Here is a 14692-nt window from a genome sequence, read left to right as displayed (position 1 = left end):
TCAGCCTATTTTATGAAACGTTCCACCATTTTGCTGGCCTTGATGGCCTCCCTGGGCGCTGGGGCTTCTTCAGCGCTGGCCGCGCCGCCGGTCTCCAGCGCTGCCATTGCCTCCAATTCTGCCGGTGCCCAGCAGTTCACCCTGTCCAACGGCATGGGCCTGATCGTGCAGCCAGACAAGCGCGCGCCGACGGCCGTGCACATGGTCTGGGTGCGTGTGGGCTCGATGGACGAGGTCGATGGCCGCTCGGGCCTGGCCCATGCGCTGGAACACATGATGTTCAAGGGCACGGCCACGGTGGCGCCCGGCGACTTTTCGCGCAAGGTCGCGGCGCTGGGCGGGCAGGACAATGCCTTCACCAACCGCGACTACACCGGCTACTACCAGCAGATCCCGTCCGGCAAGCTCGAAGACGTGATGCGCCTGGAGTCGGACCGCTTTGCCAACAACCAGTGGCCTGACAGCGAGTTCAAGAAAGAGATCGAGGTCATCAAGGAAGAGCGCCGCATGCGCACCGATGACAACCCGCGTGCCAGCCTGATGGAGCAGCTCAATGCCGCGACCTGGCAGGCCTCGCCCTACCACCGCCCGGTGATTGGCTGGATGGGCGACCTCGATTCCATGCACCCCGATGATGCCCGTGCTTTCCATAAGGCCTGGTATGTGCCGGAGAACGCCGTCGTCGTCGTCGCCGGCGATGTCGATGTGGACAAGGTGCGTGCGCTGGCCGAAAAATACTATGGCAGCATTCCCAGCCGTGCGCTACCCGAGCGCAAGCCCCGGCCCGAGCCGCTGCAAAAGGGCGAGCGCCGTCTCGACTACAAGGCGCCTGCCGAGCAGGCCTATGTGGTGATGAGCTTCAAGGTGCCTGACCTGCGCAACCTGGTCGAGCCCAAGGACAGCGACAAGGATGCGATGGCGCTGTTGATGCTCGGGTCCGTTCTCAGCGGCTATGACGGCGCGCGCCTGGACCGCCAACTGACCCAGGGCGCCAACCGTGTGGCCGATGCCACCTTCAGCGGTGCCAGCGTGGTCAACCGGGGGCCTTCCACCTTCTTGCTGGGCGGTGTGCCATCGCAGGGCAAGACCGCCAAAGAGGTAGAGACGGCCTTGCGTGCCGAAGTGGCCCGGGTTGCCAGCGAAGGGGTGGGCGAGGCCGAACTGGAGCGGGTGCGCACGCAGTGGCAGGCCTCGACCGTCTATGAACGCGACTCGGTCTTTGGCCAGGCCAATGACCTGGGCTCCAACTGGGTGCTGGGCCTGCCGCTGGATGCCAATGACAAGCTGCTGGCGCTGATGAAAACGGTGACGGCTGCGCAGGTGCAATCGGTGGCAGCGCGCTATTTTGGCGATGACCAGATGACGGTCGCGACCCTGGTGCCCCAGCCGCTGACCGATGCGGACCGGGCCGCCCAGAAGCGCAGCGGCGCGGCGACCAAGGATGGTGCGGTGCACTGACCGGAACCCGGTGGCGGGTGCCGTGCTTGAGGCGCCCGCCACCGATTGTTTTTCTCAGGGCCTGCTGCCCATGGCAGGCGGCCCTGGCTAGCAGAGATACCCATGCGAACCTCTTTTTGCAAAACACTGGTCGGCGGCGCGGCAGCCTTGCTGGCCTCCCATTCGGCCTGGGCCTTGCTGCCCATCGAACACTGGACGCAGGACAGCGGCGCCCAGGTCTGGCTGGTCAACAGCCCCACCATTCCGATGGTGGATGTGCAGCTGAACTTTGATGCCGGCAGCCGGCGCGATCCGGCCAACCAGGCCGGCCTGGCCAGCGCTGCGGCCATGATGGCGTCCAAGGGTGTCAAAGCCCAGGGCAGTGCGCCTGCGCTGGACGAAAACGCTGTCGGCGAGGCCTGGGCCGATCTGGGTGCCAGCTTTGGCGCGGGTGCCAGCAGCGATGCGCTGACCTTTTCGCTGCGGTCGCTGACCGACAGCAGCCTGCTGAACCGTGCTGCCGACCTGGCGGCGCGCCAGATGGCCCAGCCCAGCTATGACGATGCTGTCTGGCAACGCGAGCGCGAGCGCTGGAATGCGGCGATCAAGGAGGGCAATACCCGCCCCGCCGTCGTCGCCGGCCGTGCCTTCAACAAGGCCGTGTTTGGCAGCCATCCTTATGGGCTGCGCGCCACCGAAGACACGCTGGCCCAGATCAGCCCGGCGGTGATGCAGCAGTACCTGGCGCGCTCGGTCGATGCCTGCCGCGCCAAGGTGACCCTGGTGGGGGCGTTGGACAAGGCCCAGGCCGATGCGCTGGTCAAGCGCCTGCTGGCCCAGATGCCGGCCACGCCCAAGGCGCAGTGCACTGCACCGCCCGAGGTGCCCGCAGTGCAGCCGCTGGCCAAGGCCGATGACGTGAAAATCGCGTTTGACTCCGCCCAGGCCCAGGTGCTGTTGGGCCAGCCCGGCATCCGCCGCGCCGATCCGGATTTTCTGGCGGTCATGGTGGGCAACCATATTCTGGGCGGCGGCGGGTTTGCCTCGCGCCTGATGGAGGAGGTGCGCGAGAAGCGAGGCCTCGTGTATGGCGTGTATTCGACGTTCAACCCGGGGCTGGATGCCGGTGCCTTCCAGATCGGTCTGCAGACGCGGCCAGACCAGGCCGCCGAGGCGCTCAAGGTCACACGTGAGGTGCTGAGCCAGTTCATCGCCAAGGGCCCCACCGAGCAGGAGCTGCGCGATGCCAAGGACAACCTGATTGGCGGCTTTGCGCTGCGCGTGGACAGCAATGCCAAGCTGCTGGGCAATGTGACCAATATCGCCTGGAATGGCCTGCCGCTTGACTACCTGGACCACTGGACCGACCGCGTCGAGGCGCTCAGTGCGGACGATGTGCGCAAGGCCATGGCGCGCATGGTGCAGCCCGACAAGCAAGTGACCGTGGTGTTGGGAGCAAAACCATAATGGGACGCAGTGCCATCAAAAGCGAGAGTGCGCTGCGCGCGCTGGTGCAAAAAGCAGCCGCTGCTGCAGAGACCGCTGCCGACGCGGCGCCCGCCCGCAAGCGCGGCAACGCCGGCAATGCTTCCCGCGTCGCAGCATCTGCGGCCGGAGAGATCCGTATCATCGGCGGCCAATGGCGCCGCACCAAGCTGGCGGTGCTGACCCGCCCCGATCTGCGGCCAACGCCGGACCGTGTGCGCGAAACGCTGTTCAACTGGCTGGGCCAGGACCTGGCCGGCTGGCGCTGCCTGGATGCCTTTGCCGGCACCGGCGCGCTCGGGCTGGAAGCCGCATCGCGTAACGCCAGCCAGGTGCGCATGGTCGAGTCCGACGTGCAACTGGCCGCGCAGATCAAGCAGCTGGCGCAAAAGCTGGGTGCCACACAGGTGGAGGTGAGCCGGGGCGACGCACTGGCAGCGCTGCAGGCCTACCAGGCGCACTGGGATCTGGTCTTTATCGACCCCCCGTTCTCCGGCCAGCTGTTTGTGCCGGCGCTCAAGGCGGCGCATGCAGCGGTGACCGCCCAGGGCTACATCTACCTGGAGGCGCCAGAGGCCTGGAGCGAGGAGGCCTTGGCCGCGCTCGGGCTGGTGTGCCATCGCTACCTGAAGGCAGGCGCCGTGCATGCGCACCTGTTGAAGAAAGCCGAGGCGCAGCAGGGCTAGAGCGGGAATGCCTGCGCGGTAGCAGGGCCGTGGCGGAATGGTTTATGCTGCACTGCAATGTGCCAGGGCTGCTGGCACGACGATGATGCTTTGCAGGAGACATACATGACATTGGCCATCTACCCAGGCACGTTCGACCCGATGACCCTGGGCCACGAGGATGTGGTGCGCAGGGCCTACCAGCTGTTTGGCAACGTGATCGTGGCCGTGGCCGAGGGCCACCACAAGAAGACCATGTTCACGCTCAAGGAGCGGATGGACATGGCGCGCGAAGCGGTTAAGCACTACCCCAGCGTACGGGTCGAGAGCTATTCAGGCCTGCTGCGCGATTTTGTTGTGGCCCAAGGCGGCAATGCGATTGTGCGCGGCCTGCGTGCGGTCACCGATTTCGACTACGAGTTCCAGTTGGCCGGCATGAACCGCTCGCTAATGCCCGATGTGGAAGCCGTCTTCCTGACCCCCAGCACCCGCTACCAGTTCATCAGCAGCACCTTTGTGCGCGAAATCGCGATGCTCAGCGGCGAGGTTGACAAGTTCGTCTCTCCTTATGTCGCGCAGGAGCTGCAGCGCAAGGTGACGCAGCGCCGGGCAGAAGAGGCCTGATCCGGCAGCGCTGGTCAGCTCTCGGAGGACTGGGCCAGTGCATGCACCGGCGCACTGTGCAGCGGGTGCGGGCGCCGCACAATCTCATGCACGTACCGCAGTTTTTCCAGAGCGCCTGCGGACAGCGCGAACGGATATGCATCCTGCTGGCCCAGGCTGCGGTTGAGGCTGTTGAGCAGCAGGGTGACCGGCACCCACTGCGCCACCATGTCTTCAAAACTGGGCGCTGGCTGGACAAACGGATCCCCCATCGACACCGAAGGGCTGCCCTCGGCCATCGTCATCCGCGTCTGGTAGCTCGCTGCGGTCTCCAGCACATCGACCATATGCAGATAATGTGCCCAGGATTCTGCCCAGTCTTCCCAAGGGTGGGCGCTGGCATAGGCACTGACGTGCTGGCCGCTCCACTGCATATAGCTGGGTGGGTTCGCATAGTAGTGCTGCAAAGACTGCGGATAGCTTTGGCGCTCGTCGCCAAACAGCTGGCGGAAGCTGTCCAGCTCTCCGCCATCGCGCACCAGCTTGTCCCAGAAGAAATGGCCCGATTCATGGCGCAGGTGCCCCAGCAAGGTGCGGTAGGGTTCGTGCAGCGCCACACGGCGGCGCACGCGTTCGTCGTCGTCGGCCTCGGCAATGTTGATGGTGATCAGACCGTTCGCATGGCCGGTGACCACAGGCTGGTCCGGCACATCGGCGAGGAACTGGTAATGGGGGGTCCAGCTGGGTTCATCGGGATGCAGGCCAAGCCGCGCCAACGTGTAGTAGAGCCGGCGTTTGGCGCTTTCTAGCTTTTGCCAGCGCAAGGTGTTGCCGCTGACGGAGAGATCAGGCAGCACCAGGGTTTGCCGGCAGGAGCTGCACAGGCTATGGGGCGCATCGGCCGGAATCGCAAAATTGCAGGCCTGGTACTGGTCCCGGTTGGCACACATGCGGTAGCGCTGGCCGCTGCTGCCCGCTCTTGAGGTGATTCGTTGCCACAAAGGGCCCGGCACGGGCGTGGGCGTATCGGAGTCGAGTGCAGCCATGGCCCCCACATCGTCGCAGTCAGGCAGATAGGCCAACGCTGCGCCGCAGTTGACACAGTGCACGCTCTCGAAAAAAACCAGTTGACCGCATTGGTCGCAATGGAACAGGCGCATCGGTCAAGCTTAACGCATCGCTGCGCGATTGACCATGACCACCCAGTCAGACGATCGCTCGTGCACAGGCGAAAAAAAACCAGCGGGCCTGGGCCAGCTGGTTTTTGCAGTCGGGTCGCGAAGCTTACTGCTTGACGATCAGGCTGTTGCGCACTTCGGTCACGCCCTTCACGCCGCGAGCGATCTGGCCAGCGCGGTCCTTTTCCAGTTGGGACTTGGCGAAACCGGACAGTTGCACGATGCCGCCGTCCATGGTCTTCACATTGATCGAGCTGGCGGAGGTTTCCTTGTCTTCGGCCAGCTTAGCCTTGACAGCGGTGGTCACAGCGGAGCCGTCGATGTATTCACCCACGGTTTCCTGCTTGCGAGCCACGGAGCAGCCAGTGGCCATCACCAGGGTTGCACCAGCGAAAGCAGCGATAGCGATAGTACGGGAGAGTTTCATTTTTTGTTTCCTCGCAAAGTGTTGTTAGGGTGCTTGAAAATCGATCGGCATTTGCACCGCACTTATCCGTTATATGCCGACAGATACTTGAAATCAGTCGCGACGGCGGGTCGCCATGATGACCAGGGTGGCCAGTGCAGCGCCGGCTGCCATCGCGATGGCCATCGACTTGCCCGGCTGGTCCGAGACATATTCGTTGGCACGCTCTTGTGCACGGTAGAACTGCTCACGGGCACGGTGCGACGAGTCAGCCGCCAGGCCAATGCCGCGCTCTGCCCAGTCTTGAGCGCGAGAGGCAATATGGTCGATCGAGTGGCTCTTTTCATGACCGTATTCATCGACAGCACGCTCGGCCTTGTTGGCAGCGGACTTGACCGCACGACGGGTGTTGTCGACAGCCTTTTCAGCGCCGTCCAGTACGTCATTGGCAGTGTCTTTTACTTTGTCCACAGCGTCTTTGGCAATTTTTTCGGTATCCATGAAATAGCCTCTTTCTATGATGTTCAATGAAGATGTTGCAGTGTACGTTGACCTGCGCGTACCGATTAAATGTATCTGGTGGTGAGCACAGGTTCAAGGGTTGTCAAAGCGCTACTTTTTCAACAATCCCATCAGGAACGACGCCACGGCCAACACGATAAAGATCACAAACAGAATCTTCGCAATGCCCACCGCGCTGGCCGCGATACCACCGAAGCCGAACACAGCGGCGATCAGGGCGATGACCAGAAAGACAACAGCGTAATGCAGCATATTTTTCTCCTCATGTTGTTTGCTGTGCAAGAAGGTGCGAGCAATGACTGCATTCTGGCTGCTGCCCGCAGGCCGTCTTGCCAGCAGGTGCGAAGAACAGGTGTAGGACGGTTCCCGCTGTCGCGTGCCCGCTGCGGCAACGCAGCAGCTGCGCAGCCGCATGCAGCAAGGGCCGCCTGTCGGCGGCCCTTGCGTGGACTGTGTTTTAGTGGAGGCGGCTTCTGGCGCCGCGGGGAAGGGGGCAAAAGGGCTGCCCACCCCATCAGTTCTGCGGCAGGTTGGCTGAGATCGTGGTTCCCTGCTGGGGCGCGGAGGCGATGTGCAGCCGCCCGCCGCTGGCTTCGATGCGGTGGCGCATGCCGGCCAGACCGTGCGAGTTGGGATGGGCCTGGCTGGGGTCGAAGCCCACACCGTCATCGCGCACTTGCACGAACACATGCTTGGGGTGGCTCTGCAGGCTGATGAGCACGTTGCGCGCCTGCGCGTATTTGGCAATGTTGGTGAGCGATTCCTGGATCAGGCGGTAGATGCTCAGTTGCATCGCTTCGGGCACATTGATCGGCTCGAGGCTCAGCTCGACGGCGACGTTGCTGCTTTCGGAGAACTCCTTGGCCAGAATCTCCAGCGACGCGGTCAAGCCCAGGTTGGACAGCGATGACGGGCGCAGGTTTTCGATGATGCGGCGCTTCAAGGCAATGCCGCTGTTGAGTGTTTCGATCAGGTGCTTGATACGTTCCTGCACATCGGGCGCTGCCATGTCGATCTTGGACTTGAGCCGCGCCACGTCGAGCTTGGCCGTGGTCAGCAACGCGCCCAGCTCGTCGTGCAGTTCGCGGGCCAGATGGGCGCGCTCGTCTTCACGCACCTGCTGCAGGTGGGTGGCCAGTTCGCCCAATGTGGCCGTGCGCTGGCGCACCTGTTTCTCCAGCTGATCGCGCTCGTCTTCGAGCATGCGTTGCTCGCGCAGCATCAGACCGGTGAGGCGGTTCGATTGGCGCAGGTACAGGTAGAACGCCAGCAGGCCCACGACACTGACCATCGCGATTCCCAGCCGCGCCAGGGTCAGCGATTTCAGGATCTCGGCCTCGTTGTGCATGCGCCGCTCGTTGCTGTGGATCACCAGCTCATTGCTGAGCTTGCGCATGCTGTCCATCGTGGCCTGGGCTTCCGGGCTTTTGACCAGAAAGCGCCAGGCCTCTTCAAGCCCCTGACGGCGCAGCGAGATGCTGGTATCCATCTGGCTGAGGCGCTTGGCGACTTCCCGTCCCAGCATCGATGAGGTCTGCAGGTCTTCGGGGAACACGCTGTAGATGGCGCGCAATTCATCGACGGCATTGTTGACGTTCGTGCAGGCCTGCTGGTAGGCCATGAGGTTGCTCTCTTCACCGCTGAGCAGGTAACCGCGTGCATGGGTTTCCGCATCCACCACCTGCTGCATCAGCTTGTCCAAGGTGGTGCGGGTCTGGTAGGTGACCGTGAGGTTCTGCAGCGAGTCATGGGACCGGTAATAACCAGCCTCGTTGATGCCGATCAGCACGGCAGCAGCCAAAAAGGCGGCTGGCAGACTGATCGCCCATTTGCGCAAGCGTGACCAACGCATGGAGCTTCCTTTTTTGATGGTTTTTGGTTTATGCGAGTGATAATAGAGCAAACTTCGGGCAGCGCTTGCGACTGGCAAGTGCTGCGGTTTGCGCTGCATGAGGGGAAATATGATTAAAGTTGGTATCGTCGATGATCACGCCATTGTGCGCTCGGGCCTCAAGCAATTTTTGGCCGAACATGTCGATCTGCGTGTCGTCGGAGAGGCGGCCAATGGACGGGAAGCCATCGATCTGGTGCGCAAGGAAGAGATCGACGTTCTGATCATGGATCTGTCGATGCCCGGGCAAAGCGGTATCGATGCGCTGGCGATGTTGCGCGCCAAGGCGCCCGACATGGGCATTCTGATCCTGAGCGGCTACCCTGAAGCCCACTATGCGATCAACCTGATCCGGCAAGGGGCCAGTGGCTACCTGAACAAGGAATGCGACCCGTCCGAGATTGTCGAGGCGCTGCGCACGATCTCGCTGGGCAAACGCTATCTGACGCCGGCCGTCGCCGACTTGCTGGCCCAGCAACTGCACCGCAAGGAGGATGCGCCTCCGCATGAGCAGCTGTCCGAGCGCGAGTTTCAGGTGTTCTTGAAGCTGGCCAAGGGTGAGACAGCGGGCAATATTGCCGACCAGCTGTCGCTCAGCGTCAAGACGGTGAGCACCTACCGCACGCGTTTGATGGAGAAGATGGGACTGGCGTCGAACAGCGACCTGACCTACTACGCACTGAAGAACGGTCTGATCGACTGAATGCGCCCACTTTCGCAAGACCAGCGGCCTGCCCAGGCCGCTTTTTTGTGAGGGCCAGCAGGGCAACATCAGGCGCTCACTGCAGCTGGGATGTGCGCTCAACGCAGTAGTCGATCAGCGCGTCAATATCTTCCGATTTGTCGAACACCCGGTTGGCGCCCAGCTGCGCGCAGCGCTCACGCATGCTCGGCGTCGCATAGTTGCTGAGAATCACCAGGTGCTGGTGTGGCGCCCGCTCCTGGAGCTTTTCGAGCACACCCAGGCCGCTGCCTTCCAGCAGAAAAATGTCGATCACGGCCAGATCCCAGTCGGTGGCCGGGTTAGTCAGCCAGGTCGTGGCGTCGGTTTCGGTGCTGGCATGCCCCACGGTCTCCACCTGTGCCAGATCCTCTAGTGTGGCTATCAGGTTGTCGCGGATGGTCTTGTTGTCTTCTACCAGATATGTTTTCAAACGGCGATGCATATACGGCTACACGGGTGTGTCTTACCGTAACGATGATAGCAACAAGCCGTGGTGAAACCATCGGTCTGAAAGGATGGCGTAAGTAGGACAAGACCTCGTAGGTTTAATATTTATCTATAATAATATATAAAAAACAAATAACAAAGCGGGATATCAATGGTGCGCCTGGCCGCAGACCGGGCACTGGGGGTTGCGGGCGACCTGCATGCTGCTCCATTCCATGTCCTTGAGCTCGAGCATCATCAGCCGCCCGTTCAGGCTGCGCCCCACGCCAGCCACGAGCTTGAGCGCCTCGGCGGCCTGCATCGTGCCGATGATGCCCACCAGCGGCGCAAACACCCCCATCGTGGAGCAGCTGGCTTCCTCGAACTGCTCGTCCGGGGAGAACAGGCAGGCGTAGCAGGCGGCGCCTTCGTGGCGCCTGTCAAATACGCTGATCTGGCCGTCAAAGCGGATCGCCGCCCCGCTCACCAGCGGTTTGCCCTTTGCCACGCAGGCCGCATTGATGGCCTGGCGCGTGCGGTAGTTGTCCGTGCAGTCCAGCACCACGGTCGCACTGGCGACCAGGGCCTGCAGCCGCTCTTCACCGACACGCTCCTGCAGCGCCATGACCTGGACATGCGGATTGATCGCCTGCAGCGTGGCGGCGCAGGAGCTGACCTTGGACTGTCCCACGCGCTCGGTGGTATGGGCAATCTGGCGCTGCAAATTGGTCAGATCGACGGTGTCGTCATCGACCAGGGTGATGCGTCCCACACCGGCTGAGGCCAGGTACATGGCCGCCGGGCTGCCCAGGCCGCCTGCGCCGATCACCACCGCGTGCGCGGCCAGAATGGCCTCCTGGCCTTCAATGCCGATCTCGTCCAGAAAAATATGGCGAGAGTAGCGCAAGAGTTGCTCATCGTTCATGGGGCTATTGTCTGAAAAAAACAAAGGCCGCAGCAGGAACTCTGCTGGCGGCCTTTTGATGCAGCTTAAAACGGGCTCTACTTCTTGGGCTCCGTTGCCGGCAGCTTCGTGTCGTCGGTCGACGATTCGGGCTTGTCGGTAGCGCTGGTCTTCTCCTCGTCCTTTTTCTCGGCGGGGCGCTCGGTCTTGGTCTGGCTGACCTTCACCGGCTCACCCTTGAGCTGGTGCAGTGCCTGCTGCAGCTGGAAGTCCTTGTCCGAGCCGAACTCGGGCGGGCGGCGCTCGGAGGCGGGCTTCTTGCTCTCTTCGTCCAGGCGCTTCAACGCCGCTTCACGGGCTTTCTCGCGGGCTTCGTCCTTGACTTCAGGGCCCTGGCCGCTGGACAGGTGCTTTTCCAGATCTGCTTCGCGGGTGCGCAGCGCGGCAAACAGGTCGCCTTCTGCCGACTCGTCGACCATGATGTCCGGCACGATGCCCTTGGCCTGGATCGACTTGCCACTCGGGGTGTAGTAGCGCGCCGTCGTCAGCTTGATGCCGGTGTCCGGGCCCAGGGGACGCACGGTCTGCACCGAGCCCTTGCCAAAGGTCTGCGCGCCCATGATCGTGGCGCGCTTGTGGTCCTGCAGCGCGCCCGAGACGATCTCGGAGGCCGATGCCGAGCCTTCATTGACCAGCACCACCAGCGGAATGTTCTTGATCGCCGCAGGCAGCGACTTGATCGGATCGCTGCCACGGCGCGCATAGAACTCGGGCGAGGCGCGGAAGATCGCCTTGCTCTCGGCCAGCTGGCCGTCGGTGGTCACCACGGTCACATTCGGCTGCAGGAAGGCTGCCGAGATCGCCACGGCGGCGTCCAGCAGGCCACCGGGGTCATTGCGCAGGTCCAGCACCAGGCCCTTGAGGTTCGGGTCCTGCTTGTACAGGTCTTCGACCTTGCGTACAAAGTCATCGACGGTGCGTTCCTGGAACTGGGAGACGCGCACCCAGCCGTAGCCCGGCTCGATCATCTTGGCCTTGACGGACTGGGTCTTGATCTCGGTGCGGGTGATCGTCACCGGGAAGCTGCGGCTCTCGTCCTTGCGCAGAATCGTCAGCACCACCTTGGTGTTGGGCTCGCCACGCATGCGTTTGACCGCATCGTTGAGCGACAGTCCCTTGACTGCCGTGTCGTCGATCTTGGTGATCAGGTCGTTGGTCTTGAGGCCGGCCAGGTCAGCAGGCGAGCCTTCGATCGGGGAGACGATGCGGATCAGGCCGTCTTCCTGGGTGATCTCGATGCCGACACCGACGAACTTGCCGCTGGTGCCTTCCTGAAATTCACGGAACGACTTCTTGTCGAAGTACTGCGAGTGGGGATCGAGCCCGGACACCATGCCGGAGATGGCATCGGTGATGAGTTTCTTGTCATCGGCCGGCTCGACATAGTCGGTCTTGATCAGGCCGAAAACGGCCGACAGCTGCTGGATCTCTTCCAGCGGCATCGGCGACATCACGCCCCTTGCGACCGTCTGCAAGGAGACGGTCGTGAGCGCGCCAGCCACCACGCCCAGTGAAACCCAGCCGGCAATCTTCAATTTTTGGCCCATATGCTCACAACTTTCTATAGCGTGCCAATATACACCCAAGCGCCTGCGCCGGTGCGGCGCAGCAGCGCTTTTCGGGTGTTAAGACAAGTATTTACTTTCGCTAGCCGCCTACTGGCACCGGCAAGCGGCTGGCGCTGACACCGCCAGTAGCGGTACGCCTTCGGGCGGTTCAACGCTGCCCAAGAGCCTGTAGGGATATGGCGCAGCGGCCTTGCCATGGGGCAGGCCGCTGTCATCGCCAGTGCGCAGCCGCCTGACTCGGATTACCGCTTGCAGCGCAGAGTTCCCCGCAGCCCGGCAGGCCCGCAGGTGGGCGGCGGGCCGCCCGGCGTTCAGGCCTTGCCTTGGGAGGCGACCGCAGCGGCGGCCTTGGCAGCGGCTTCGGCGTCACCCAGGTAGTAATGGCGCAGCGGCTTCAGGTTGGCATCCAGCTCATAGACCAGCGGAATGCCGTTGGGGATGTTCAGGTTCACGATGTCGCTGTCGGAGACGCCATCGAGGTACTTGACCAGCGCGCGGATGGAGTTGCCGTGGGCGGCAATCACCACACGCTCGCCCCGCTGGATGGCCGGTGCAATCGCTTCGTTCCAGAAAGGCACGACGCGCTCGACGGTGTCCTTGAGGCATTCAGTCAGTGGCACCTGGTCGGCAGCGCCGGCATAGCGGCGGTCGGCCTTTTCGCTGCGCGGATCGGCGGATTCCAGTGCCGGCGGGGGCGTGTCATAGCTGCGGCGCCAGACCAGCACTTGCTCGTCGCCAAACTTCTTCGCGGTTTCCGCCTTGTTCAAGCCCTGCAGCGCGCCGTAGTGGCGCTCATTGAGCTGCCAGCACTTTTGCACGGGCAGCCAGGTGCGGTCCATCTCGTCGAGGGTGTGCCACAAGGTGCGGATCGCGCGTTTGAGCACGCTGGTGTAGGCCACATCGAAGTCATAGCCTTCTGCCTTGAGCAGCTGGCCGGCTTGCTTGGCTTGCGCCACGCCGGTGTCGGTCAGGTCCACATCGGTCCAGCCGGTGAAGCGGTTTTCCAGGTTCCAGGTCGATTCACCATGGCGAATCAGGACAAGCTTGTACATGCAATCCTCGTGCAATAGTCAAAAAAGCGGTACGTGTCGCGGGCCGGTGGCGCTACAGGGCCTGGGGATCCCGCTGCATTCACAATGGCGCCGATTGTAGAGGCAGGCCTAAATCCCACGGCGCCTGCACAGCTTGGCGGCCCCGCATGGCCAGAAGCCGCATTCAGCGCGGCCAGAAATCTGCGCAGGCCTTCGGCGGTGACATTCCAGGGCATCAAAGGCTTTTATCGCGCAGCGGCATGGCCGCGCTTTTAGAATGCGAGGCTGTTTGAGCATTTTTGACAAGGGACTTGTGTGAACTTTCTGATCGACAACTGGTATCTGATCGTGCTGGTACTGGGCTCGGGCGCGATGCTGATGATGCCCGCCATGAAGAACATGGGCGGCGGCACGCTCAGCCCTGCCAACGCGGTGGCGCTGATCAACCGTGAGAAGGCCATCGTGGTCGACGTGTCGGATGCGCAGGAATTCAGCGCCGGCCACATCAGCAATGCCAAGAATGTACCGCTGGACCAGCTCGAAGCCCAGCTGCCCGCCGTCGTCAAGAACAAGGCCTTGCCGCTGATCCTGGTCTGCGCACAGGGCCAACGTTCGCAGCGGGCCGTGGCCGTGGCCAAGAAGCTGGGCTACACCAATGTGCAGGCGCTGGCCGGTGGCATGAAAGGCTGGCGCGCCGCCAGCATGCCGCTGAAGAAGGCTTGATTTCGCACATTTTGGCCCCATCTACGGTCTTTAGACACCATTGACGGGTCAGCGTCCTCCAGGGCGCGGGCTCCAGGACACTCTCATGCAAGCTGTAAAGATGTACACCACCGCCTACTGCCCTTATTGCACGCGTGCCAAGCAGGTGCTGCAAGCCAAGGGGGTCGCGCAGATTGAAGAGATCCGGATCGACAGCGATCCAGCGCAGCGTGCGGTGATGATGGAGACCACCGGCCGGCGCACCGTGCCGCAAATCTTCATTGGCGACACCCACGTGGGCGGCTGTGACGACCTGATAGCACTGGACCAGCGTGGTGGTCTCTTGCCACTGCTGCAATCCTGAGACCTTTCACTGCCTCGTGCATGCCCCTCCAAGCCGGAGCGGGCGCTTGCCGGCACTGTCAATTTGCCATTGCATAATGGCAGGCTGCATGCGAGGGGCGCACACAACGGGCGGCATCGCAGCTGCACTCCATTCCTTTTTCTAGCGAAAGACAGACAACCATGGCGGATCAAGAAAATCCCGTGTTCCAAATTCAACGCGTGTACCTGAAGGACGCGTCGCTGGAGCAGCCCAACTCGCCAGCCATTCTGCTGGAGCAGACCCAGCCCAGCGTGGACATCCAGCTGGGTGTGGAAGCCACCCCTGTGGCCGATGGCATTTTCGAAGTGGCCGTGACCGCCACCGTGCAGACCAAGATCGAAGACAAGACCGTATTCCTGGTGGAAGCCAAGCAAGCCGGTATCTTCGAGATCCGTGGCATTCCTGACGACCAGATGGGTGCTGTGATCGGTGTGGCCTGCCCGCAGATCGTCTACCCTTACCTGCGCGGCAACGTCGCAGACATCGTGACCCGCGCCGGCTTCCCGCCTGTGCATCTGGCGGAAATCAACTTCCAGGCCATGTACGAGCAGCAACAAGCCCAGGCCAATGGCGCTGGCGCAGGTGCCGCACTGGCCCAGTAATTGCCGCTGTGTTGACAACGCAAGGCCTTGCAGTCTAGGTTGCAAGGCCTTTGTTGTATCTGCCGGGGAGCCGGCCGCAGGCAGCGCCAGCATTTGAGTTGAT

At 62.5% G+C, this 14692-nt stretch carries 17 protein-coding genes; 8 read left to right on the top strand and 9 right to left on the bottom strand.

Annotated features, from left to right (window positions below):
- The first annotated feature begins 12 nt into the window (after positions 1-12).
- The 4 genes from MJ205_RS15330 to coaD all read left to right on the top strand — a co-directional run bounded on the left by MJ205_RS15330 (position 13) and on the right by coaD (position 4211).
- Positions 13-1458 (top strand): M16 family metallopeptidase, encoded by a 1446-nt coding sequence (locus MJ205_RS15330; RefSeq protein ID WP_239809252.1) that lies wholly within the window; start codon positions 13-15, stop codon positions 1456-1458.
- A 102-nt stretch (positions 1459-1560) separates the two neighbouring features.
- Positions 1561-2904, top strand: a complete 1344-nt coding sequence (locus MJ205_RS15325; RefSeq protein WP_239809251.1) for a M16 family metallopeptidase — start codon at positions 1561-1563, stop codon at positions 2902-2904.
- Complete coding sequence (rsmD, locus tag MJ205_RS15320) at positions 2904-3608, top strand: 16S rRNA (guanine(966)-N(2))-methyltransferase RsmD (protein ID WP_239809250.1); 705 nt, start codon at positions 2904-2906, stop codon at positions 3606-3608. The genes MJ205_RS15325 and rsmD overlap by 1 nt, the downstream gene beginning before the upstream one ends.
- A 105-nt stretch (positions 3609-3713) precedes the next feature.
- Positions 3714-4211, top strand: coding sequence for a pantetheine-phosphate adenylyltransferase (gene coaD, locus MJ205_RS15315; protein ID WP_239809249.1), 498 nt, complete (start codon positions 3714-3716; stop codon positions 4209-4211).
- A gap of 14 nt (positions 4212-4225) precedes the next feature.
- Here the strand turns inward: coaD and MJ205_RS15310 are convergent, their stop codons facing one another.
- The 5 genes from MJ205_RS15310 to MJ205_RS15290 all read right to left on the bottom strand — a co-directional run bounded on the left by MJ205_RS15310 (position 4226) and on the right by MJ205_RS15290 (position 8148).
- Entirely contained in the window at positions 4226-5350 is a 1125-nt protein-coding gene (locus MJ205_RS15310; RefSeq protein ID WP_239809248.1) for a zinc-binding metallopeptidase family protein, read from the bottom strand.
- 124 nt (positions 5351-5474) lie between these two features.
- Positions 5475-5795 (bottom strand): BON domain-containing protein, encoded by a 321-nt coding sequence (locus MJ205_RS15305; RefSeq protein WP_239809247.1) that lies wholly within the window; start codon positions 5793-5795, stop codon positions 5475-5477.
- Between the two features lie 93 nt (positions 5796-5888).
- Complete coding sequence (locus tag MJ205_RS15300) at positions 5889-6275, bottom strand: hypothetical protein (protein ID WP_239809246.1); 387 nt, start codon at positions 6273-6275, stop codon at positions 5889-5891.
- Between the two features lie 111 nt (positions 6276-6386).
- Complete coding sequence (locus MJ205_RS15295; protein WP_021026244.1) at positions 6387-6548, bottom strand: DUF1328 domain-containing protein; 162 nt, start codon at positions 6546-6548, stop codon at positions 6387-6389.
- A 262-nt stretch (positions 6549-6810) separates the two neighbouring features.
- Positions 6811-8148 (bottom strand): sensor histidine kinase, encoded by a 1338-nt coding sequence (locus tag MJ205_RS15290; RefSeq protein ID WP_239809245.1) that lies wholly within the window; start codon positions 8146-8148, stop codon positions 6811-6813.
- A gap of 109 nt (positions 8149-8257) precedes the next feature.
- On the opposite strand from MJ205_RS15290, the gene MJ205_RS15285 reads away from it, so the two are divergent.
- Positions 8258-8890, top strand: coding sequence for a response regulator (locus MJ205_RS15285; RefSeq protein ID WP_021026242.1), 633 nt, complete (start codon positions 8258-8260; stop codon positions 8888-8890).
- A 76-nt stretch (positions 8891-8966) separates the two neighbouring features.
- Here the strand turns inward: MJ205_RS15285 and MJ205_RS15280 are convergent, their stop codons facing one another.
- The 4 genes from MJ205_RS15280 to gpmA form a co-directional block, all read right to left on the bottom strand.
- Positions 8967-9353 carry a response regulator gene (locus MJ205_RS15280; protein WP_239809244.1) on the bottom strand — a complete coding sequence of 129 codons (387 nt, stop codon included), beginning with the start codon at positions 9351-9353 and terminating at the stop codon, positions 8967-8969.
- Positions 9354-9506: 153 nt separating this feature from the next.
- Positions 9507-10262 (bottom strand): HesA/MoeB/ThiF family protein, encoded by a 756-nt coding sequence (locus tag MJ205_RS15275; protein WP_239809243.1) that lies wholly within the window; start codon positions 10260-10262, stop codon positions 9507-9509.
- A gap of 77 nt (positions 10263-10339) precedes the next feature.
- Positions 10340-11848, bottom strand: a complete 1509-nt coding sequence (locus MJ205_RS15270; RefSeq protein WP_239809242.1) for a S41 family peptidase — start codon at positions 11846-11848, stop codon at positions 10340-10342.
- A gap of 332 nt (positions 11849-12180) precedes the next feature.
- The gene (gene gpmA / locus MJ205_RS15265) at positions 12181-12921 is read right to left on the bottom strand and encodes a 2,3-diphosphoglycerate-dependent phosphoglycerate mutase (RefSeq protein ID WP_239809241.1); all 741 of its coding nucleotides are present in this window, start codon (positions 12919-12921) and stop codon (positions 12181-12183) included.
- Between the two features lie 294 nt (positions 12922-13215).
- Here gpmA and MJ205_RS15260 point away from each other — a divergent pair, with 294 nt between their 5' ends.
- The 3 genes from MJ205_RS15260 (at position 13216) to secB (ending at position 14589) form a co-directional block, all read left to right on the top strand.
- Positions 13216-13623, top strand: a complete 408-nt coding sequence (locus MJ205_RS15260) for a rhodanese-like domain-containing protein (protein ID WP_239809240.1) — start codon at positions 13216-13218, stop codon at positions 13621-13623.
- Between the two features lie 85 nt (positions 13624-13708).
- A complete protein-coding gene (gene grxC, locus MJ205_RS15255) occupies positions 13709-13966 on the top strand; it encodes a glutaredoxin 3 (protein ID WP_239809239.1) in 258 nt (85 codons plus the stop codon).
- A 161-nt stretch (positions 13967-14127) separates the two neighbouring features.
- The gene (secB, locus tag MJ205_RS15250) at positions 14128-14589 is read left to right on the top strand and encodes a protein-export chaperone SecB (RefSeq protein ID WP_116924716.1); all 462 of its coding nucleotides are present in this window, start codon (positions 14128-14130) and stop codon (positions 14587-14589) included.
- The last annotated feature ends 103 nt before the right edge of the window (positions 14590-14692 follow it).

The organism is Comamonas sp. B21-038, from assembly GCF_022387135.1.
In the GTDB taxonomy this organism is placed as follows: domain Bacteria; phylum Pseudomonadota; class Gammaproteobacteria; order Burkholderiales; family Burkholderiaceae_C; genus Comamonas; species Comamonas sediminis.
The sequence above is the reverse complement of the archived record's forward strand: the minus strand, read 5'-3'. Positions and strand labels throughout refer to the sequence as shown.